The 20681-nt window shown below is 71.0% G+C and carries 19 protein-coding genes, 1 tRNA gene and 2 pseudogenes; 9 read left to right on the forward strand and 13 right to left on the reverse strand.

The window, feature by feature from the left end; all coding sequences use genetic code 11:
- Positions 1–26: 26 nt before the first annotated feature.
- Positions 27–872, reverse strand: a complete 846-nt coding sequence (locus tag DJ82_RS07975) for an endonuclease/exonuclease/phosphatase family protein (protein ID WP_094522896.1) — start codon at positions 870–872, stop codon at positions 27–29.
- Positions 873–947: 75 nt separating this feature from the next.
- A complete protein-coding gene (locus tag DJ82_RS07980) occupies positions 948–1430 on the reverse strand; it encodes an RNA-binding protein (RefSeq protein ID WP_094522898.1) in 483 nt (160 codons plus the stop codon).
- Positions 1431–1668: 238 nt separating this feature from the next.
- Here DJ82_RS07980 and DJ82_RS07985 point away from each other — a divergent pair, with 238 nt between their 5' ends.
- From DJ82_RS07985 to DJ82_RS07995, 3 genes are all read left to right on the forward strand, one after another.
- Entirely contained in the window at positions 1669–2268 is a 600-nt protein-coding gene (locus tag DJ82_RS07985; RefSeq protein ID WP_094522900.1) for a 2Fe-2S iron-sulfur cluster-binding protein, read from the forward strand.
- Positions 2269–2375: 107 nt separating this feature from the next.
- Positions 2376–2699 carry a hypothetical protein gene (locus DJ82_RS07990; protein ID WP_094581516.1) on the forward strand — a complete coding sequence of 108 codons (324 nt, stop codon included), beginning with the start codon at positions 2376–2378 and terminating at the stop codon, positions 2697–2699.
- Positions 2700–2826: 127 nt separating this feature from the next.
- The gene (locus DJ82_RS07995) at positions 2827–3153 is read left to right on the forward strand and encodes a NifU family protein (RefSeq protein ID WP_094522904.1); all 327 of its coding nucleotides are present in this window, start codon (positions 2827–2829) and stop codon (positions 3151–3153) included.
- 35 nt (positions 3154–3188) lie between these two features.
- On the opposite strand, the gene DJ82_RS08000 is transcribed toward DJ82_RS07995, so the two are convergent.
- From DJ82_RS08000 to DJ82_RS08010, 3 genes and pseudogenes are all read right to left on the reverse strand, one after another.
- Complete coding sequence (locus tag DJ82_RS08000) at positions 3189–7091, reverse strand: glycoside hydrolase family 97 catalytic domain-containing protein (protein WP_394338192.1); 3903 nt, start codon at positions 7089–7091, stop codon at positions 3189–3191.
- Positions 7092–7233: 142 nt separating this feature from the next.
- A pseudogene (locus tag DJ82_RS15715) lies at positions 7234–8704 on the reverse strand (DUF402 domain-containing protein).
- Positions 8701–9148, reverse strand: a pseudogene (locus DJ82_RS08010) (hypothetical protein). The pseudogenes DJ82_RS15715 and DJ82_RS08010 overlap by 4 nt, the downstream one beginning before the upstream one ends.
- 127 nt (positions 9149–9275) lie before the next feature.
- Between DJ82_RS08010 and DJ82_RS08015 the strand changes: the two are divergent.
- Complete coding sequence (locus DJ82_RS08015; RefSeq protein WP_094524084.1) at positions 9276–10286, forward strand: PrsW family intramembrane metalloprotease; 1011 nt, start codon at positions 9276–9278, stop codon at positions 10284–10286.
- A gap of 22 nt (positions 10287–10308) precedes the next feature.
- On the opposite strand, the gene DJ82_RS08020 is transcribed toward DJ82_RS08015, so the two are convergent.
- The 3 genes from DJ82_RS08020 to DJ82_RS08030 form a co-directional block, all read right to left on the reverse strand.
- Complete coding sequence (locus tag DJ82_RS08020) at positions 10309–11289, reverse strand: ROK family protein (protein WP_094581518.1); 981 nt, start codon at positions 11287–11289, stop codon at positions 10309–10311.
- A 123-nt stretch (positions 11290–11412) separates the two neighbouring features.
- Complete coding sequence (locus DJ82_RS08025) at positions 11413–11871, reverse strand: universal stress protein (protein ID WP_094524082.1); 459 nt, start codon at positions 11869–11871, stop codon at positions 11413–11415.
- A gap of 66 nt (positions 11872–11937) precedes the next feature.
- The gene (locus DJ82_RS08030) at positions 11938–12813 is read right to left on the reverse strand and encodes a hypothetical protein (RefSeq protein WP_094581519.1); all 876 of its coding nucleotides are present in this window, start codon (positions 12811–12813) and stop codon (positions 11938–11940) included.
- A 133-nt stretch (positions 12814–12946) separates the two neighbouring features.
- Between DJ82_RS08030 and DJ82_RS08035 the strand changes: the two genes are divergently transcribed.
- Together DJ82_RS08035 and DJ82_RS08040 are read left to right on the forward strand one after the other, a co-directional pair.
- Positions 12947–15280: a hypothetical protein gene (locus tag DJ82_RS08035; RefSeq protein WP_094581520.1), complete on the forward strand. Its 2334-nt coding sequence runs from the start codon at positions 12947–12949 to the stop codon at positions 15278–15280.
- Positions 15281–15371: 91 nt separating this feature from the next.
- The gene (locus DJ82_RS08040) at positions 15372–15929 is read left to right on the forward strand and encodes a histidine phosphatase family protein (protein WP_158217298.1); all 558 of its coding nucleotides are present in this window, start codon (positions 15372–15374) and stop codon (positions 15927–15929) included.
- A gap of 21 nt (positions 15930–15950) precedes the next feature.
- Here the strand turns inward: DJ82_RS08040 and DJ82_RS08045 are convergent, their stop codons facing one another.
- Both DJ82_RS08045 and DJ82_RS08050 read right to left on the reverse strand, forming a co-directional pair.
- A complete protein-coding gene (locus DJ82_RS08045; RefSeq protein ID WP_094581522.1) occupies positions 15951–16334 on the reverse strand; it encodes a DUF5611 family protein in 384 nt (127 codons plus the stop codon).
- Positions 16335–16414: 80 nt separating this feature from the next.
- A complete protein-coding gene (locus DJ82_RS08050; RefSeq protein WP_094581523.1) occupies positions 16415–17461 on the reverse strand; it encodes a hypothetical protein in 1047 nt (348 codons plus the stop codon).
- Between the two features lie 166 nt (positions 17462–17627).
- On the opposite strand from DJ82_RS08050, the gene DJ82_RS08055 reads away from it, so the two are divergent.
- The gene (locus tag DJ82_RS08055; protein ID WP_094524076.1) at positions 17628–17942 is read left to right on the forward strand and encodes a 2Fe-2S iron-sulfur cluster-binding protein; all 315 of its coding nucleotides are present in this window, start codon (positions 17628–17630) and stop codon (positions 17940–17942) included.
- 201 nt (positions 17943–18143) lie between these two features.
- Here DJ82_RS08055 and DJ82_RS08060 read toward each other — a convergent pair whose 3' ends face one another.
- On the reverse strand, positions 18144–18338 hold the full coding sequence (locus tag DJ82_RS08060) for a cold-shock protein (protein ID WP_004048101.1): 195 nt from the start codon (positions 18336–18338) through the stop codon (positions 18144–18146).
- A gap of 187 nt (positions 18339–18525) precedes the next feature.
- Here DJ82_RS08060 and DJ82_RS08065 point away from each other — a divergent pair, with 187 nt between their 5' ends.
- Entirely contained in the window at positions 18526–19065 is a 540-nt protein-coding gene (locus DJ82_RS08065) for a hypothetical protein (RefSeq protein WP_198948042.1), read from the forward strand.
- Positions 19066–19130: 65 nt separating this feature from the next.
- The gene (locus DJ82_RS08070; protein ID WP_394338193.1) at positions 19131–19481 is read left to right on the forward strand and encodes a zinc ribbon domain-containing protein; all 351 of its coding nucleotides are present in this window, start codon (positions 19131–19133) and stop codon (positions 19479–19481) included.
- Here DJ82_RS08070 and DJ82_RS08075 read toward each other — a convergent pair.
- Entirely contained in the window at positions 19478–19972 is a 495-nt protein-coding gene (locus DJ82_RS08075) for a DoxX family membrane protein (RefSeq protein ID WP_394338194.1), read from the reverse strand. The genes DJ82_RS08070 and DJ82_RS08075 overlap by 4 nt on opposite strands.
- 368 nt (positions 19973–20340) lie before the next feature.
- A tRNA-Phe gene (locus DJ82_RS08080) sits at positions 20341–20414 on the reverse strand.
- Positions 20415–20681: the final 267 nt, after the last annotated feature.

The raw sequence follows: 20681 nt of genomic DNA on the forward strand, positions 1-20681 counted from the left end.
CCCTCGCGAGAGGCGCTCTCCGCCCCCTACAGCGACAGCCGCGTCAGAATCGGCAGGTGGTCCGAGGGGTACCGACCGCGGTCGTCGCGGTCGGCGAGCGTGGCGAACGCCGCGACGTCGAACGCCGGCGAAACGAGCGCGTGGTCGATCCGACGACCGTCTATCAGCCGCGCGAAGTCGGTGAGGCTCGTCTCCGGGCCGTGTCGGAGGTCGGCGACCGCGGCGGCGTCGCGGAGCGCGGGCGGGTCGTCGCTCGGGGTCTCATGGCCTCGGGAGTCCGCCTTCGGGTCGTCGCCGAGAAGTATCCGATGCGGGTCGGACCCCGGCGTGCAGTTGAGGTCGCCGACGAGAACGGTCGGGCTCGATCCGCCGGGTTCGTCGGCGGCTCGCTCGCCCATCTCGGGGAGTCGCTCGCGGAGCAGCCGTGCCGACTCGCGCCGCGCCTCCGCGCTCACGTGGTCGAAGTGCGTGTTGACGACGAGCGGTTCCGCGGTCCCGTCGACGGCGCGGACCCGCGCCCACGTCGCGATCCGCGGGTGGGCGGCGCCCCAGTCGGTGGACGGCCCGCTCGGCGTCTCGGAGAGCCAGAATGTGCCGTCGGCGACGACTTCCCAGCGGTCGGACCGGACCGCTATCGGACACCCCTCGCCCTCGCCGCTCGCCGACCGCCCCCGTCCGACGAACTCGTAGCTCGGGAGCCGATCGCGGAGGTCCCGCCGCTGCTCCGGAAGCGGCTCCTGAAACGCGGCGACGTCCGGGCGGTGGAAGCGGACGAGTCGCGCGACTGCGTCGCGGCGGTCGTGCCAGGCGTCGTGGTGGTCGCCGCGGTTGGCGTAGCGGACGTTGTAGCTCAGTACCCGAATCGCGGTCATAGTCGGGAGAATCGTGGGCGAGGCGATTAAAAGGGAGGGAACGCGACGCCGCTCGGTCCGCCGACCGAACCGCGCCTACGCCGAGAACTCGTACAGCTCGTCGCCGACGTGGTGGATCGACTCGACGACCTTCCCGCTGTCCCCGACCATCTCGTCGCCGTCGACCATCGCGCGGCCGACCGCGAGCACCTTCTCGTGCGTCTCCTCGGCGATCACGACGAGGTCGCCCTCGCGGATCTCCGAGTCGGCCTCGACGATGCCGGGTCGCATGACGTCCGCGCCGTCGGAGACGAACGAAATCGCGCCCGCGTCGACCGTGACGATCCCGGTCTTCGGCTCGTAGTCGTTCGCGCCCCGGACGGTGAGGAACGGCTCGTCGTCGTCGACGTAGAAGACGGCCGGCTCGCCGTCGACCAGGACGAGTTCGTAGTTCGCGTCCACGAACTCGACGAACTCGAACGTGTCCCCGTCGATGTCGACGCCGAGGTGGTCGGCGACCGCCTCGCGGATCGCCGCGATGTCGTCGCTCCGGAGGTGGTGCCGCGATTTCACTTTCATGGGCGTCCCGTCGACCGCTCGGCCGATAAATGGTCCGCTCCGCGGCGTGAGTGGGGGCGTACCCCCGCTCAGCGTCCCGCAATCTTCCCGGGCGCGCCGCGGATCTCCCGCCGAGCGCGATGATATTCACCGCGCGCGCCGCGATCCCCCCGCCGGTCATGCCGATCCCCGCCCTCGGGGCTCTCATGCGGTTGGACCGATCAAAACGGCCTTAAGCAACCTCTTCATATCGGTTCGTATGCTCAACCCGCTCATCGCGAACGTCGCGAACACGCCCGCGATCGTTCTCGGGGTGATCGCGACGCTGACCGTCGTCCTCGTCACCAGCCTGAAGGGGACGGGGTGGGACCCCACGACCGACATCTCGGACGAGATACTCGAACGCCGCGCGTCCGCGGTCCCCGAGACGGACTTCCCGGAGCCCGGTAACCGCGCCGTCGGCGGCGGCGGTGGCGGCGGCGCCATCCCCGCGGGCGGCGCCGAGGGCGAGGAGGGCGAACTGGAGGACGGCAGCGCCGTCAGCGCCGGCCCCGCCGACGTAGAGGAGGTCGAGCAGTTCGAGGTCGAGTTCGTCAAGCAGGGGGAGACGGTCGAGCTCTCGAACGACCAGCCCATCTTGGACCAGGGCGAAGACGAGGGGTGGGACCTCCCGTACGCCTGCCGACAGGGCCAGTGCGTCTCCTGTGCCGGGCACATCACCGACGGCCCCTCGGAGGACTTCGTCGAGCACGACAACCAGCAGATGCTCGAGGAGGCCGAGATCGACGACGGCTACACCCTGACCTGCGTGGCGTACCCCCGCGACTCCTTCAGCATCGAGACGGGCGAGGCACCGTAGTCCGTCCGGCGGACCGCGATCGCCGTCCCAGATCGAGCACACGCGTTTTCTCCCTCTTCTCCGCCCGCTCGCGACACCCTTTTTCCCGTCTCGGCCGAACGACTGGTATGGCAGTCACCACGGTCCTCGGCGGCGGCGCCGCGCTCCTCGTCGCGGCCGCGGCCGCGCTCGTCTACCGCGACGCCGCGCGCGTCGGGGTGGACCTCGGCTCGCCGCCGCTGTGGGCCGGCCTCCTCGTCGTCACCTCCGGTGCCGCCCTGACCACCTTCCTGCTCGTCCCCGACGCGCCCCTCCCGGGGGTGCTCGTCTTGGCCGCGCTCGAGCCGCTCCTCTATCTCCTCGAACGCGACGACTCCATGCACGGCGACGATCCCGCCGACCCGACCCGCCTCCCGAGCGAGTCGGAGCGCGCGGACGACTCCGAGGAGTGACTGCGGCGTAACTGGGAACGGTTTCGATATCCCTTCCCGAGGGATCGACGGTGACACAGTTCGTTTCGTCGGTTCGAACCGCTCGGAAACCGCAAGCTTCCATAGGCTCGGGTGTTAACTCTCGCCAATGAGCGACGAGAGCCTCGCGGACCGAGTCGAAGAGTGGATGGTCGGACAGATGCCGATCATCCAGATGCACGGCGGAACGAGCGTCGTGCGCGAGGCGGACCCCGAGAGCGGCGAGGTCGTCGTCGAACTCGGCGGCACCTGCTCCGGCTGCGGCATCTCGAACATCACGGCCGACAACATCCGCCGCGACCTGATCATGGACTTCGACGAGGTGGACAACGTGACGGTGCGGACCGCTTCCTCCGGCGATCAGGGCGCCTCCACCGTCGAGGGCGGTCGCGGCGGCGAGCTGAAACACGAGACCGAGTCCGCGAACCACTTCTGAAACGGATCGGTCCGCGGCTCTCTCCGTTCGCTACCTCACAGCGACGTGAACGGCAGCGTCGCGAGCGAGTCGGGACCGTAGTCGAGCGCGTCGGCTTGGGACGTTCCCTCCGGCGTCGCCAGGTCGATCACTCGCGGCGCGTTGTCGACTGCGCCGTCGCGCGCGCCGCCGAAGACGAACGCCTCGGGATCAATCGACACCGCTCGCAAGCTTCCTCGGTCTTCTGACCCGACGATCGGCAGCACCTCCCAGTCCGAGAGGTCGGCGCCGCCGACCACCGACTTCGGTATCGAGACCACTGCCGTGTTCGACTCGAAGCTGGCGAACACCTCCGGCGTGCCGAGGCCCTGTCCGTCGGCGTCGGTGATCCCTCTGCCGAAGCCGCTCGCGTCGACCCGGTACTGCCACGGATCGGCGAACTGAGCCGTGAGGTCGAGGTCGCCGAGCGCACTCGTTCGTCCGCTGTTCGCCTCGAGATCGCGGAGGTATACGAGGAAGTAATGCGGCGAGAAGTCGCCGCCGAACGTGTCGTACAGATTCTCGACCTCGAAGGCGAACCGGTACTCGTCCTCCGTCTCCAAGACGCGGAACGAACGCAGGTCAAACGCGCCCTCCTCGAAATCATCGCCGGTGGGATAGACGTACTCGCCGGGCCCGTTGTCGTCGCCCTGCGGATCGCTGATCTCGGCGACGATATCGCCGGGTGCGACGGTGACGCTCCCCGATGCCAGCTCGTCCCCACCGTCCGGCTCTCGGACGACGATATCGAACGTGCCGATCCGCGAGATCCGGAAGCCGATCTCGACCGTCTCGTCCGTCGCGTTCGGCGGGAGCCGGACGTTGCCGAGCGCCTCCACCTCGTCGTCGACGAGTATCTCGACGTTCGTCCCGCCGACGAAGCCGGCGTCGTTGGAGCCGGTCGCGGTGATGAACGCTTCGTTGAGGTCGGCCTCGTCCGCGATATCGACGGTCAAGTCCTGCTCCGGCCGCTCGTACTCGGGGAGCCGGTTGATCTCGGCTCCCCGCGCCGGGCGTAGCCTGACGGCCGTTCCGCCGCTCGGGGCCGTCGACGCGAGCAGCGTCGTCTCGGGGTCGACGACCGCCTCGTCGATCCGGACGCCCGTCGGGTCGGCGTCGACGCCGGCACCGAGCGCGTCGGAGTGGATCTCGGCGACGTACTTCGGACCGCTTCGACCGTTGCCTTTCCCGCGTCCGTCTCCGTTGCCCGGACCGTTCTCGCGGCCGGGCGCCTCGCCCGACTTCCCGGGAGCGAGGAACTCCAGCGGGACGTCCACGGCTCGGCCGTCGCCGTTCGTCATGACGCCGACGTACCACTCCTCGTCCGCCCGGCGCGCGATCGCGAGGTAGTCCCCGATCGCGGAGCCGACGACGCGGGTCTCGTCCCAGCCGGCCGCCGGGACCGACTCGATGAACCCGAACTCCGGTTCGGCGTCGAAGTTCTCCGCGTCGGGGGTGTACCCCTCGTACTCGGCCGGAATCGGGGAGGAGGCCCCCGGCTCGGTGACCGCGACGGCGTTGAGGTTGAAGCCGCCCACGTCGCCGGTGAACCCCTCTTCCCCCTCGGCGTAGTCGAGCTCGATCGCGATCTCGTTGTCGCCCGCGTCGAGCTCGACTTCGGTCGCGAACAGGTCCCAGTCGTCCCAGTAGTCGGTGAAGTCGGGCTCGATCGTCTCGGTCTCCCCGTTGACGCGCAGGGTCGCCCGCGGCGCGCCGGCGTCGACGACGCGTCCCGCGTTCTCCTCGGGCGCGCTCGCGTACCGGAGGCGGAGGTCGTACGTCCCGGCCGCGGGGACGTCGCTGACCGTGAACGAGACCGACGACCCGCTCGGGGCGCGGTTCGGGTCGACGGCGACGAAGTTGGTCCCGAACGCGTTCCGCCACGAGTCGTCGGTGACGAGGCCGTCGATAGCGCCGGCGGCGGCCTGGAGCGCCTCGCCGACCGCGAACGTCTCGTCGACGTACCCCTCGATCCGGTCGGCGGCCATCTGGAGCCCGCTGAGGTACGTCGGGTACATCGCGAGCTGCTTCGCGCGGGTGGTCTGTATCTGGTCGCCGCGGTCGTCGCCGAAGGTGAGATCGAAGATGCCCGGCTGGAAGCTCACCGGACCGGCGAGGTTCCGCGTGAACGGGAGCGTGACGTGGTGATCGCGGCCGACGTTCGAGCCGAGCTGGCCGAAGCCGTCGTACTCTTGGGCCTTGACGACCTCGCGGTTCGCCACGTTCGGGTAGGTGCGGATCTCGCCGGTCGGCTTGATCCCCTCGTGGATCTCCAGCAGCTGGCGGTCCGCGGCGGCCTCGCGGATCACCAGCCGGTGATGGTTCACCGCGAGCTGATTTTGCTGGTTGTGCGTCGGCTCGGAGCCGTCGCCGTCGATGCCGAGGCCGGGGTCCGAGACGTAGCCGTTCTTGATCGAGTTGATGCCGACGTCGTCGTACCCCGCGAACACGTCCTCGTCGAGGATCGCCCCCTCGTAGTTCGGGAGGTTCCCGGCGGTCTCGTTGTGGATCGTCATCTCGACGGGCTCCGGAAGCGACGCGCCGAAGTCGGTCACCTCCCGCACGTCGAAGTCCGGGTACGAGTCGTCGACGCCGAACCCGAAGCCGGAGCCGTCGCCCGGATAGGTGCTCCATCCCTCGTTCCATCCCTCGACGAGCACGCTGTCGATCCCGTTCTCGCTCGCGAACCGCATGTACCGCTTCATCCGCTCGGTCCGGGCGCCGTGCGTGTAGGCGGCCGGGTTCCCGCCCCCGGCCGCGATTGCCTCGTCGGTCCTGTACTCCCAGTTGGCCGACCCGGCGATCATCGTCCACCAGATGCCGACGTACTTGCGCGGCTCGATCCAGTCGGTGTCGGGCTCCCCGCCGGCGGTCGGGAGCGCCGACTCGTCGAGCGGGTCGGAGAGCAGGGGGACGAGCTGCGACTCGATCAGTCCGCCCGGTCGCTCGACGCCCTGCATCGTCCGCCACGGCGTCGCCGCGGGCAGTTCGAGCGAGGCCTTCGTCCCGTCGGGGAGGGGCGTCAGCGCCGTGGCGAACTCGGTCCCCCCGTCGTCGTCGCGGGGCGCGAGCGTCGTCGCGGCGTAGTCGTCGAGGTTCGCCTCGTGGACGCTCAGGTAGGCGTCGCCGGCGTCGACGGTCAGCGGGGTGTGCGCGCCGGTCCGGATCGGCGTCCCGGTCGGCCGCGTCTCGCGGGTCCCGCCCGGAATCTCCGAGAGCGGCGTCTCCGCGTACTCCTGCTCGAACCGCGGGTTCGTCACCTCGTTGCGGATCCACCACGCGTCGTAGTCGCCGGCGAACGCGACGCCGGTGTTCTCCGACTCGACCACCGCGCGCTCGGCGTTGCTCGCGAATCCCTCGCCGAGGACGACCCGGAGCCCGAGCCCGTCGTCGAAGACGCGGACCTGCAGGGTGGCGGTCCGGCCGTCCACCGCCTCGTCCGCGCCGGGGCCGTTGCCGCCCTCCGCGTCGCCGTCCGTGAGCCCGATGTGCAGGGCGTTGTACTCCGCGGATACCTCCTCGAACGCGCCCCACACCGGCTCCCACCGCTCGGTGGCCGCCTCGCGCTCGGTGCCCGTGACGGTCAGGGGGACGGCTCCCCCGTCGGCCGCGCTCGACGCGCCGAACGAGGCCTGATTCCGGAAGTCGAACCCGAGCGGCGACGGCTCGACGTACGTCGTCCCGCCGCGAGCGACCTCGTAGGTCGGGACGCCGTCGGCGACGTCGACGGTCACCGCGATCGATCCGTCCGGCGACTCGACCGTCTGGACCGGTCCGTCGGCGTCGTTCGCGACCGCCTCGGCGTCCGCGGCGGGCACCTCCCGCGAGTACGCGGCCGCGGCCACCAGCGCCCCCACGCCGCCGAGAAATCCGCGACGGCTCGTCTTTCCAAATCTGTGCTGTGATTCTTTTTCGCGCATTGTGATCTCGCCATGAACGCGATGTTTGTTAATGATATTGTAACGAACGAGAGGTGTTTCATCCGTACGCATTCGAGTAAAAAATACGCGAACCAACGCGTTCGGACCCGGCGTCGAGTCGAGGGCGGGGACGGCTCGTCGGCTACAGGGCGTTCTCTAACGCGGACGCGACGCTCCGCGCCTTCTCCGCCAGCGGCTCCGGCACGTCACCGGCCGCCTCCGCCTCCCGCAGCTCGTCGTCGTCGACGCGCTCGACCCGACCGCCCGGGTGCTTCACCACGTCGACGTGGAGGTCAACGTAGCGGGCGCGTCCCGGGGAACAACCCCCCTCGACCGGGTTCAGACGTTGACGTAGGGCGCGAAACCGTCCGTCGCGCCCCGCGGTACGGTGTCGGGTACCACCACCGGCCTCCTTTCAGGCTCGTCTCGGCGCGTCGCCCGCCTAAGCGAGGGGTCCGAGCCCGTCGTAGCTGCCGCCGCCCGGTCTATCTCGCGCTCGACCGCGACCGACCCGTCGCGTCGACTCCGGTCACCGTCTGCTCGCGAGGGTAGATCAGCCTCGCGTCCGGCTTCCCGTGGTTCGAGGCCGGAGGTGCGTCGCCTCCGCTCGGACCGAACGCGTCGGTCACGACGCCGAACGGGAACTCGGCGTCCGGGTCCGGATCGCGAGAGCGCCTCCCGCGAGGTCGACGAGCCGGCCGAGGCGTCGGCCGACCCGGCCTTCACCCGGGTGGTGTCCCGGCCATCGTCGACGTCGCCTCGCGGCAGCCGGTCGTCGAGCGGCGAACCGGCTCTCGCGGCCGAACCACACCAGACGCCCGCGTTCGGGCGACGCGATCGGCTGCGTCGCGGAGGAGGCCGGGGTCGTCGAGGACGCCGATCCCGCCGGCGGCGTCGACCGCCTCGTCGAGCCCCTCCGCGGCCGCGACGGCGCGCTCCAGCCCGGCCTCCAGCGTCTCCGTCCCCGCGTCGACCGCGGGGGGCTTCCAGACGGCCCGCCAGCCGTCCGGCGGCTCCAGTCCGAGGAGGTCGAGCATCCCCGAGAGCTCCCGCGCGGCCTCGTCGTTCCGGACGTCGACCCTGGTGCCCGACCCCGGTTCGAGCGCGACGAGCCCGCCGCCGGCGCGCAGCGAGCCGTCCAGCCCCGGACGGCGGTCCGTCCACGGCGCCGCGGACTCGTCGACCCGCACCCGGACCGGGTCGCCGGTCTCGACGCGGTCGTCGACGCTCCCGTACGGGAGGTACCCCTCGGCGGTGGCGTCGTCGCCGCCGCCGACCCGGAGCCGCACCACCGCCCCGCCGCCGAGCGTCTCGGTGACCTCGCCGTCGAGGACGGTCCCGGGCGGCGTCGGGTCGGTCCACGCGAGCGCGTCGCGTCCGACGCCCGCCAGCCGCTCCCGGAGCCCGGCCACGGTCTCGGGATCGCCGCGGACGCCGACGCCCTGTCGGTCTCCCGTCGTCTCGATCCGGACGTCCGGCGGCGCGTCCCCGAAGTCCGCGTCGAAGCGCCGCCGGATCGGCGGCGACGCGTCGACGACCTCGTGGCCCGCGTCGAGCAGGAGTCGCGTCAGCGCGGTGGCGTAGACGCCCCGGACGCGGACGGCCGCGGTCACAGCTCCTCCGGGTCGCGGGCGAACCGGACCCGATCGTGGACCGTCTCGCCGAGCGAGAGCTCGACGAGGACGGGGCGCTCGCCGCCCTCGTCGGCGGCGTCATCGTTGCCGTCGCCGCCCTCGCCGTCCCCGTCCGCCTCCGCCGTCCGCAACACCCGCCCGCCCTCGACCGGCGCGCCCCAGCCCGTCGAGCGAGAGGTAGCCGCGGAGGTCGCTCCCGTGGGTGAACAGGTCGACGTCCGCGGTCGGGTGCTCCTGCCGGTCGGCGGTGCTGTGGGCCAGTTCCATGTCCGAGTAGTACGGGCAGTCGGCGGCGAAGAACGCCCGCAGGCGGTCGGCGTCCTCGGCGACCAGCCCGGCGACGCGGTCGGAGGCGTCCGCGATCGCGTCCGCGTCGAGCCCCGCCTCGCGGAGCGCTCGCTGCGTCCGTCGGTCGAAGTGCATACCGGCCCTTCGGGCGCCGCGGTTTCAACTCCATCGGCTCGGCGCGGGGCGGGTCCCGCCGGAGGACGACTCCCGATCGGCCGCGGTCCGGCCACGGCTTAAGTCATCCCGGGCCGAACCGGGGCGTATGCCATCCCGGTCGGACCCGGTCCAGTCGCGCGCCGACGACGACCGCGACCTCTACGATGTCGCCACGTGGGAGGAGCGCACCTCTCTCGACGGGCTCTCGGTCGCGCTGTACTGGCTCATCACCCGCTCCGCGAAGGCGCTCGTCGTGTTCGTCGCGCTTCTGGGGCTCCTCGCCATCCTCGGGTCGTTCGGCCTCGGGCTGGTCTTCGACCCCGCCGTCGCCATGCTCGTCGGGCTCTCGGCGATCCCGGCGTTCGGGCTCGCCGCGTACGTGTACGTCTCCGACGTCACGACCGCGGAGCCGCTCTCCCTGCTCGTGGCGACGTTCCTGCTGTCTATCCTGACGGCGACGTTCGCCGCGGTGCTCAACAGCTACGCGCAGCCGCTCTTCTCCCCGCTCGGCTTCCCCGGGATCGTCCTCTTCTTCTTCGTCATCGTCGGTCCCGTCGAGGAGACGGTGAAGCTGCTCGCCGTCCGGCTGTACGCGTACACTGACGACCGGTTCGACGCCGTCGTCGACGGCGCGGTGTACGGGGCGATCGCCGGCCTCGGCTTCGTCGTCATCGAGAACCTCGTGTACATCGCCCGGACGGTCGAGATGTCGGAGCTGACGCTGGGGCTCGCCGTCCTCGGCGCGGGCGACGGGATCACGGCGCTGCGAGCGCTCGCGGGGCCGGGCCACGTCGTCTACTCGGCGTTCGCGGGGTACTACCTCGGGCTCGCGAAGTTCAACCCCGAGAACCGCGGTCCGATCGTGGTGAAGGGGCTCGTCATCGCGGCCGCGATCCACGGGCTGTACAACACCCTCGTCGGCCCGGTGACCTCGGTGATCCCCGCGCTCACTCCCATCCCGCGGCTCCCGGCGCTGTTCCTCTTCGTCCTCCTGTTCCAGGGCGCGTTCGGCTACGTCCTCCTCCGGAAGATCTGGCGCTACCGGGACGCGTACGTGGAGACGCGCGACGCGGTCGGCCCGGACGTCGAACCGGAGCTCACTGAGTTCGAGGATTGACGACGGCCGTTTTTAAAACAGATCACTCCGGCGGCGACTCCACGCGCGACCGGTCGCCCGTGCCGCCGGTGAGCGCGCTCGCGAGCGCCCCCTTCACGACGACCTCGTCGCCGAGGTCGGTGAGCTTGACCTCCGGGACGTTGATGAACACCATGTCGGAGAGCTTCTCTCGGATCGGGTCGATCACCCGGTCCGGGTTGTTGAGCGCGACCGCCCCGCCCACGCTCACGACGAGCGGGGCGTACGCGTGGATCACGTTGGCGACGCCCATGGCGTTCCAGTGGGCCACTTGGTCGATCACGTGGTCGGCGAAGACGTCCTCGCCCGCCGCCTCGAACACGTCGACCGCGGAGAAGTCCGGGTCCTCGACGGGGAGCGACGTCTCGATCGGGTCCTCGGCGTGGAGCTCGCGGGCGTACTTCGGGATGTTGTTGCCGGAGCAGTACCCCTCCCAGTGCCCGTCGAGCCCGCACCCGCAGGTCATGAACCCGTGCGGATCGACGGTCATGTGGCCCACCTCGCCGGCGTTCCCGTCCCACCCCGAGAGCACGTTGCCGTCGACGGCGACCCCGGCGCCGATCCCCGAGGAGATCGTGAGGTACACCATGTCGTCCGGGTTGCGCTCGGCGTGGAACCGCTCGCCGATGACCCCGGCGACGGTGTCGTTGTGGAGGTGGACCTCGTCGGTGCCGAGGAGCTGCGAGACGGGCCCGACGAGCGGGATGCGCTCGACCGTGTCCGGGAGGTTCGCCGGCCCCTGGACGACCCCGGCCGCCAGGTCGAGGGGGCCGATCGAGCCGATCCCGGCCGCGACGACCTCGGTCGGGTCGATCTCGGCGGCCGCGCACGCCCCCCGGACGACGCTCAGCACGGCCTCGGTCACGGCGATCCCGTTCGGACCGCGAGGGGTCCCCTGCGCGTCCGATCCGAGGACCGTCGCGGTGCCGTCGCCGACGACCGCCCGGACGTCGGTCGCCCCCAGGTCGACGCCCACGTAATACATCGGCTAGAACGGCGGACCGGTGTCACTTAAGCGGGACGCTTCCCGAGGCGGTTCGTCTCGTTCGGCGCGCGGTGAGGGCGGCGAGGTGTCGCCCTGACCGGCGCGCGGAGACGGGTCGGTCACTCAGGCGGCGACTTCCCGCACGAAGGTCACCGGGCACGGCGCCGAGAGGATGACCTCCTGAGCGACGCTGCCGAAGACGGCCTTCCCGGTCGGCGACCGGCGCCGCCCGCCGACCACCACGCGGTCGGCCTTGACGGCCGAGGCCGCCTCGACGACCTCGTCGGCGTGATCGCCGACCGCGCCGCGGATCGTGTACGAGACGCCGGCCTCGTCGAGCGCCTTCGCGAGCGCCCGCGTCGTGGTGTGCCGCTCCGCGACCGCGTTCGGCGTCGACCCCTCGCTCGTCGGGTTGACCCCGAGCTTCGACCGGACTCCGTCGAACTCCTCGTCCGAGAACACGTGGGTCAACACGATTTCCGCCCCCGCGGGCTCGGCGACCGCGATGGCCTCCTTCGCGAGCTGCTCTGTTTGTTCCTCGTCTTCGGTTCCGACCGCTAGTAGCACCGTTTCTATGCTCATACCTCCCTTTCGCCGCCCGCCCGGATAAAGCTGTCGAAGTTTTAACTCGGTTCTGAATTAATTTTCCTACGATCGATCCTTACGTTTCTCCCTTGCCTCCGCGTCGTCCTCAGCCGGCGTTCCGGCCGCGTCCGCCTCGGGCGGCTCCGGTTCGCCCGGCGGATCGACGAACAACGGTTCGCCGGTCGGGCGGCCGTAGTCGACGATCCAGTACCGACCGCGGTACGCGCCGACGTTCTCCGGCTTGAGCTCGTCGAAGTGAAAGCGGTCGCGGTGCGGCGCCAGCGCCCTCCGAACGCGGTCGAGCGCCTCCTCGCGGACCGGCTCCTCTGGGGGGACCTCCGCCCGCGGCATGACGATCCAGTCGCCGTCGTGGTCGCCGTCGAGGACGGGCAGGAACGGGTGCGACTCGACCGCCGACCAGATCCGTCGCTCTCGTCGGTTCTGCGGGCGCCCGTCGCCCATCTCCGCCGAGGGACCGTACCGCGCCAGCTTCGCGACGAGCGGATCCCCGTGGGTCGGCTCCGGAGTTCCGTCGGTCGGCTTCGGAGTTCCGTCGGTCGGCTTGGCATCCCCGTCGGACGTCCTCGGGTCCCCGCCGATCGATCCGGGAATCCCGACGGCGACGCGACCCGCGCCGACCCCGACGACGTCCGCCGTCGACGTCGCCCCCGACGCGGTCGCCTCCGCCGCCGCTCCCGCCTCGCGGAGCCGCTCCAGCTCCGCGGTCAGTTCGTCGAGCGCCTCGCGCTCGCCCGGCGCGAGCTCGTGGAAGTACGTGCGCGCCTCCCCCGCCGGCCACGACCACGTCCGGCCCGCGTACTCCCACTCCGTCTCCTCGACGGCGACTCGCTCGAGCGCGTTCCGGCGGGCCGCTCGCAGGCGGACGGGCGCGGTCCGACAGGGTCGGCGACCGCCGGCGGGATTCGGGTCCTGTCGCATTCGTCACAGTACCCGGTCCGCGGTTCAATAGGTTGTCGGTCCACGAGACTTCCGGCCGGCGCATCGCACGACGCCCGCCTCGGCGCCGCATCGGCTGCCGAGCGTTTATGTATCGCCTCCGACTCCTTCGCCTATGCCCCGGTGTACCTTCGACGCCGACGAGGTCTCCGTCCCCGGCGACCTCGCCGACGACTGGCGCTGCCCGCGAACGGCCGTCGAGGGAGGCGATCACTGCGCGTTCCACGACCCCGACGCGCTCTCGAACGGGGACGCCGCCGGCGAGCTGCTCGAATCCCTCTCTGCGACGCCCGAGGCCGACCTGTTCGCGATTGACCTCGGCGAGCGGCGCTTCGCCCGCGAGCGGAAGCGGTTCGTCGGAGCCCGCCTCTCGGCGCTCGACCTCTCCGACGAACTGATCGAGCGCGGCGACACACACCCGCTCGACCTCCGCGGCGCTCGAATCGGTGCGCTCGACTGTCACGACGCGCGGATCGAGGCGGACTTCGACCTCGGTGGGTCGCGGATCGGGACCGTCGACGCGACCGACTGCGTCGTCGACGGCGACTGCTCGCTTCGCGAGTCCGCGCTCGGTCCGGCGACGCACCCCGACGCGCGGGTCGACCCGGACGCCGACGGCCTGTGGATCGGGGCCGTCGACGCGGCGGAGCGACCCACCGACGGCGGCCCCCCGGTCGGTGACGCCGCCTCCACACCGGTGCGGTTCGACGACGCGCGCGTCGGCGGGCGCCTCGTGCTCACCGACGCGGTCGTGAACGGCGACGTCGAGGCGACGGAGTGCGTCGTCGACGGCCGGTTCGAGTTCAAGCGCGGCGCGGTCGAGGGGCGGCTCTACTGCCCGGGACTCACGCTCCGGGGTGAGCGCCACCACGCGAACACCTCCGAGCTCACGCTCCGACTCACCGAGGTGCGCTCGCACGTCGTGCTCGAACACCTCCGGAGCCGGGGGGCGCTCCTGCTGAACGACCTCCACGTCGGGGGCGACCTCCGGCTCGACGCCGTCGACCTCGACGACTCGCTCTGGCTCGGCGCCGTCGATGACGAGTCGACGACGCTCGGCCCCGCGATCGTCGCCGGGAACCTCTCGGTCCGGAACGGCGGGATCGGCGGCGACGCCGACCTCGCGGAGGCGCGGACGGGCACCCTTCCCGGTCCGGTCGTCGACGGCTGCCTCGACCTCTCGGGCACGACCGTCGCGGGCGCGTTGACCTGCACGCCGCGGCTTGCCGACACGACGTTCCCGGTTGCGCGGCTGCGCCGTGTGACCGTCGGCGCCGGCTCGCTCTCGCAGCCGACAGCGAGCGGTCCCGTCGGGTACGACCTCCGGAACGCCACGCTCGGCGACGTCCGACTCGGGACGAACGGCGGGTCCACCGACCGCCTCCACCTCGTCGAGACGACGTTCGACGGCTTCGTCTTCGGACGGAACCGCGACGCCTTCGAGGCGGCCGACTGGCGGATCCACGAGGTCCCGGAGACCGTCGACGGCGACGGCACCGGCTACCGCGGGCTCGCGACGGCCACCGTCGCCGCCGACGCGATGGCGCTCGCGGACGACCTCCTCGCGGCGGCCGCGACGTTCGAGGGGTTCCGGGACGCCCTCTCAGCCGCCGATCCGGTCGACGCGGTCGCGACCCTCGTCGGGGCCCGTGTCGACTTCGCCGCGATCGCCGGAGAGGCCGAGTCGTCCCGCGAATCCGCCCTCCCGGAACCGTTCGACGACCGAGAGAGCGACCGGGTGGGCCTCGTTCGCGGCCTCGCGGCGGTCGCCTCGGACGGCGGGGACGCGGTGAGCCCCGCGCCGACCGCCGTCGTCGCCCTCCGCGACCCCGACGTCCGCGCCGCGCTCGGCCGGGTCGACCCCGACGCATACCCCGCGCACGACCCGGGGAAGGCGGCCGCGCGCGGCGAGTTACAGAGCGCGATCGCCCCGGTGATCGCCGACGTCGACGCGGAGGTCCCCGACGCCGAGACGCTGGTCACCACCTACGTGCTCGCGCGCAACGGCGCGAACCGCGTCGGCGACACGAACGCGGCCTCTCGGTTCTTCCGGAACGAGATGCTCCAGCGTCGACGGGTCCACCGGAAAGAGGCCCGCGCCCGCGGGCCGCCACGGAAGCGCCTCGCCGCCGCGTCCGATTACGTCTCGAACGCGCTGTTCGACCTCAGCTCCGGCTACGGCGAACGCCCCGGCCGAGTGCTCACCTTCTCCGGGAGCGTCGTGTTCGTCTTCGCGGGGGCGTTCGCCGTGCTGCTCCCCGAACCTCCGTACGGGGGCGTCCTCGGGTACGGGCTGTTGAGCTTGGAGTCGTTCGTCGCGCTGATCCTCGGCGGCGGCACGGTGCAGTCCGACTTGGCCGTCCGGCTCGCCGCCACCCTGGAGGGGTTCGTCGGCGCGTTCCTCATCGCGCTGTTCGTCTTCGCGCTGACGCGGTCGCTCGAACGCTGACTGGGACGCGGCTCCGACGACGAAAGGCCCTTGATACGAGACGCCGAGAGTGAACCGTGAGCACGCTGTTCGTCAGACACGGGACGACCGAGTGGAACGAGGCGGGTCGGATCCAGGGGTGGGGCGCCTCGGGCTCTCCGACGCCGGACGCGAGGAGGCCGCGGCGGTCGCCGACGCCCTCGTTGAGCGCCACGCGGTCGACGCGGTCGTCGCCTCGGACCTCGCGCGGACCGTGGCGACCGCCGAGCCGATCGCCGCGGCGGCCGGGGTCGAACTCGAGACCGACCCGCAGCTCCGCGAGCGCGACTTCGGCGTGTTTCAAGGCCTCTCTTCCGGCTCCTTCTTCGAGCGCTTCCCCGCGTTCGACCTGCTGGAGAACGGACGGGCCGCGGCCGAGCGCGAGCCGGAGAGCGGCGAGAGCTGGCTCTCCGTCCGCGACCGCGTTCTCGACGCGGTCGCGGATCTGCGCGCCCGCGAGGGGACCGTCGTCGCCGTCACGCACGTGAACCCGATCCGGCTCGTCGTCGGCGAGCGCAGAGACCTCTCGGTGGTGCGGTCGCTCACGGAGCTGTCGGCCGACAACTGCTCGGTCACCGAGATCGACGACGCGGGCGCGCTCGTCGGCACGAACGACCGATCGTATAAATAGCGGCGGGGGCCCGGGCTCGACTCAGTAGTCGGGCGCGTCGTCCTCGACCTCGCGCTTCAGCGAGTCGCGGCGGGACTTCGCGTCGCGGCCAGTCGCCTCCAGCAGGAACTCGTTTTTCGCGTCGACCGCGTCGGCGGCGGCGTCGGCGTTCCCCTCGGCGATGACGTCCTCGGCGGGCCGCTCCTCGAAGTGGACCGCGAGCTTGTCCTTCTTTCCACCGTACTCGGCGGCACCGGCCACGATTCGTTCGAAAACGGGGTTGTCGAGGTCTTCGACCACGTACAGCTCGTGGCCCTGCCACTCCTCTGTGTCGGAGACCTCGCCGAAGTACTCCTCGATGGAGCCCTTCAGGTCGGGCATGCGGTCGTCCAGATGCTCGCCGCGGCGCATCTTGTACTCCTTCATGCCGCGACCGTTCGACAGGGGGGCGTAAACCAGTTTCGTCACGGGGTGTTCAGGCCGTTACGAGACCCCTCCGGCGCCGATCAGATCGGCCGCTCGGTGACGTAGCCGCGCTTGCACTCGGGGCAGATGTCGCCCGCGCGCATGGAGTTGCCGTCGGCGTCCCGGGTCATCCCGCACTCGGGGCAGTGGTACTCCGTCGTCGTCTCCGAGGTCGACGTCGAGAGGTCCGGGGTCTCCGCGCGGGTGATCCCCGTTCCGGCGTCGGCCGGCTCCGCCTCCTCGTCCCGCGGTTCGATCGTGCCGCCGACCTCGTCCGCGTCGCGCTCCGACGCCTCGACGTACTCCGCGTCTCCGTCTCCGTCCGCCGACTCGGCCGCCTCGGGGGTGAGACCGCCCCCGAACTCCACGCCGCCGGCGTCGCCGTCGCCGACCTCCGCGCTGAACCCCTCGTCCTCCCCGCGCTGTTCGGGCCACGCCGTCGTCGACGGCTCCGGCTCGTCCGCCTCGTCGAGGATCACGCCGTCGTCGGTCGCCGCGTCCCGCTCGTCGCCCTCCGTCGACTCCGCGGTCTCGACCTCGGGGTACTCCGCGTACTCGTCGCCGCCCCCCAGCGAGCCCGCCTCGTCGTCCGGGCCCGATTCGAGGAGCTCCGCGTCCTCGTCGTCCGCGGGCGCGTCTCCCTCGTCGTCCGCGTCCGCGGCACCGTCTTCGGGTCTGTCGTCGGCCGCCGCGGCCGGTCCGTCGTCGATGATCACGGCGTCGTCGACGTCGTCGGTCGCGTCGACCGTCGGGCCCGCCTCGTCCGCCCCGTCGTCCGTCGCCGCGGCGTCCATCGAGACGGCGTCCGTTCCGACGACGTCCGCCCCGACGCCGCCCGTCGCGCCGCGGTCGTCGTCGACGCCCGGGGTCGCCCCGGCCCCCGCCGTTTCGGCGCCCGCGACGGCCTCGTCGGTCAGTTGCTCCATCGTCGTGACCTCGGTGTTCTCGCTCACGACCTGCGTCTCACCGCAGCGAGCGCAGGTCTTCACCTCGGTGACGGTCGTGACGACCTCGTTCCCGTCCTCCTCGCGCTCGCGCCGTAGTTCGGGCTCGTCGAAGTCGTGCCCGAGCAGACACCTGAGTCCCATTATGTCCGTCCTGCGGTGCCGAGGGTAAAAAACGCCCCGTCCGGCGTCTGACGCCCGGCGTACGCCCGTCTCGTCGGGCGGCCGTTTCGAACCGCGGTCCCGCGCGGGACGCTATCCCCGACCGCAGTACATAGACTCTTTGTGGATCGGTCGCGTACCTTCGGACATGCCGACCGTATCCTATCAGGGAGAGGAGATCGAGTGCGAGAAAGGCGCCGTGTTACGCGACGTGCTGAAGGAGGCCGGACTCTCCGTGTACAACGGCAAGATGAAACAGCTCAACTGCCGGGGCGCGGGGTCGTGCGGGTCCTGTGCGGTCCAGGTCGACGGCGAGGTGAGCGAACCCGGCAAGAAGGAGAAGGCCCGCCTCTGGTTCCCGCCGCACCACCCGAGCCACGACGTCCGACTCGCCTGTCAGACGAAGGTCGAGGGAGACGTTGAGGTGACGAAGGGCCGCGGGCTCTTCGGGCAGCACATCTGAGTCGGCCGTCTCCGGCCGTTGTACGCCGATAATTCGACGCCACCGCTCGCCGTCACCGGCCGAACCGATCGGCGGCGGCGACGCTCGGTGTCGTGATAAGTACCCGCGTCGGACGTGAGTCCGGAGCGGGCAAAAGTCTCGTTGTCGCGTGTCAGAGCCGTGTTCGGCGTCAGCCGGACCGACCCGCCTTATCGGATCGGCTTACTGCCGAACGACGTTGGACGCGCGCGGCCCCTTGGGCGAGGACTCGATGTCGAACTCGAGCTCCTGGCCCTCTTCGAGGTCCGGCCCTTCGACGTCTTCCATGTGGAAGAACACGTCGTCGTCAGCGTCGTCAGTCTCAATAAATCCGTAGCCGCCAGTGTCGTTGAAGAAATCAACCTTTCCGGTCGCCATTGCATCCTATTGGACGCCCCGTTCGGTCATAAGGATTGCGAGTGTACAGTTACCACGGGTGAAGGCGGACGATCGTTGTCGCTGTGGGATATTTTTGAGGCGATCGGTGCCCGCGCTCTGGGACTTATCGCGTCACACCGACCGATCCGTCGGTTCTCCGGATCCGGCCGCCGGCGGAGGGACGTTTATGTTCGCCCGCCGCGATCGGCGTGCCGTGTTTCGATCGCTCAGGGAGAACGGACCGGCGTTGCTCGTCCCCGCCGCTTGGACCGTCGTCGCCGCGACGGCGCTCGACGTCGTCTCGACGCGCGCCCTGTTCGTCGCCCACGCCGTCATGAGCGTCCTGCTCGTCGCGTTCGTGCTCGCCTCGTGGCGCGACATGGCGAGCGGCGTGCTCCGCGCGTGGAAGCTGGTTATCCTCGCGGGCACGCCCGCGACGCTCGCGGGCCTCGCGGGATTCCTCGCGCTCGGCGATGCCGGGACCCCCCCGACCGCCCTGTTGGCCGTCTCGCTGTACGGGTGGGCGCTCCTCCCCGCGGTCGGGTTCGCGTACACCGGTCGCCGCGTCGAGGCCGGCGCGCGGATTTACGACACCGGCGTCGCCTGCTGCGTCGCCGGCGCGGTCGCGGTCGCGGCCGCGCCCTCGGCGACGTGGACCGCGGTCGGGATCGCGATCGTCGGACTCGGACAGACCGCCGGCATCCTCGACGCCACGCTGCGGTACTGACCCGTCGCCATCGCGGCCGCCGCGGCCACCGCGACCTTGTCACATGAGATCACCCCACAATATCTATGTCTCCGGCCCGTAGGGTCCGCGTGATCGACCTCGGCCCGGTGTACCTCGCAGTCGTGGGAACGCTGCTGCTCGTCGCGTTAGGGCTCGGGTTCCGCGTGCTCCGCGGGATCGTCCGCGAGGGGCGCGACCGCCGGGCCCGTCGGCGGGCCGGCGAGATGGAGAAGTACACGGAAGACGAGGAGTACGGTCGGCGGCCGTCGGCCGGTTCGGAGGGCGACCGCGCGGAGGATGGGGGGCGCGGCGACTCGAACGGACCGGCCGCGACCTGTCCCAGCTGCGGCGCGGCCAACGAGTCGGGATTCAGCTACTGCCGTCGCTGTACGGCGCCGCTCCGCCCCGGCCCCTAGCCCGCCGGCTCCGTCGCCGCTCCCGTCTCGACCTCCGCGTCGCCCTCGGGCTCCGACTCCGGGAGCGCGTGCCACCACGCCCACAGCACTAGCACGGCCTGGAACGGGAGTCGCGCCCACGCGGCCGCCCGAGAGACGCCCGCGAGACGGTCGGGGACGAACTCGGCCGCCACGTCGGCGGTCGCCATGTAGACGTTCGCCGGGAAGACGGCGACCAGCAGCGCGACGATCCCCCACGCCGACGCGCGCCGCGTCCGGTCGAACTGCAGTCCGATCCCGAGGGCGAGCTCCGCGATCCCGGAGCAGTAGACGAGCGCTCGCGGTCGCGGGAACTCGGGCGGGACGGCCCGGGCGAACGAGTCCGGCGCGAGGAAGTGGGTCATACCCGCGACGGCGTATATCGTTCCCATCACGCGGCGGAGGCGGCGCTTCCGTCTCGCGAGCGGGCCGGTGCGGTCGTCGGTCCCGTCGGCGTCGACGTCGTCTCTCACCCGAGCGGATACCGACGGGCGACTAATGAGCGTTCCCCCGGCTTCGACCGATCCGTTTTCCCGACGGTTCGCCCTCCTCACGGGTTTGGAACATGCCGCCTCCCCGATTTGAACACCGGAAGACATCGCTCCGCTCGTCTTCCGAGCCCCCGCTCGCTGCGCTCGCGGGGACGGAGGACAGCTCGATCTTTAGTCGGCGCTTCCGAACTTAGTTCCCACAAAAACAATGCCGCCTCCCCGATTTGAACTCGCCGAGACGCTCGCCCTCGCCCCGCTCGGGCTCGCGACTCGTCTGCTCAAATCGGGTCGGGAACATTTTCACTGCTCACGGTTCAGTCGCTTCGCTCCCTCACGAGTTCGCAGGAAAATGCCGCCTCCCCGATTTGAACGGGGGACAGCTCGATCTTCAGTCGAGTGCTCTCCCAGTCTGAGCTAAGGCGGCTCGCACTCGCACCAACGCCGATTCGAGACAAAAGGATTTCGAAAGGCGGCGGTCCGATCGCCCCGCCGCCTCGGAGCGCGCGACTCGGCCCGCTCCAGAGCGCGCCGACATCGAGCCGAGGCTCCTCGCGCCGACCGCGAACGCCTCCTTCAATCCTCTCGCGGTTGCGTTCGCCGTGTTAAGTTAAGAACGAGGCGGGACGAGGATTCAGTGCCTATGCCGAAAACCGCCCGCCTCACCGAGTCTACCGAGTGGATCGACTTGGAG

It is taken from the genome of Halorubrum sp. Ib24 (assembly GCF_002252745.1).
GTDB lineage: Archaea > Halobacteriota > Halobacteria > Halobacteriales > Haloferacaceae > Halorubrum.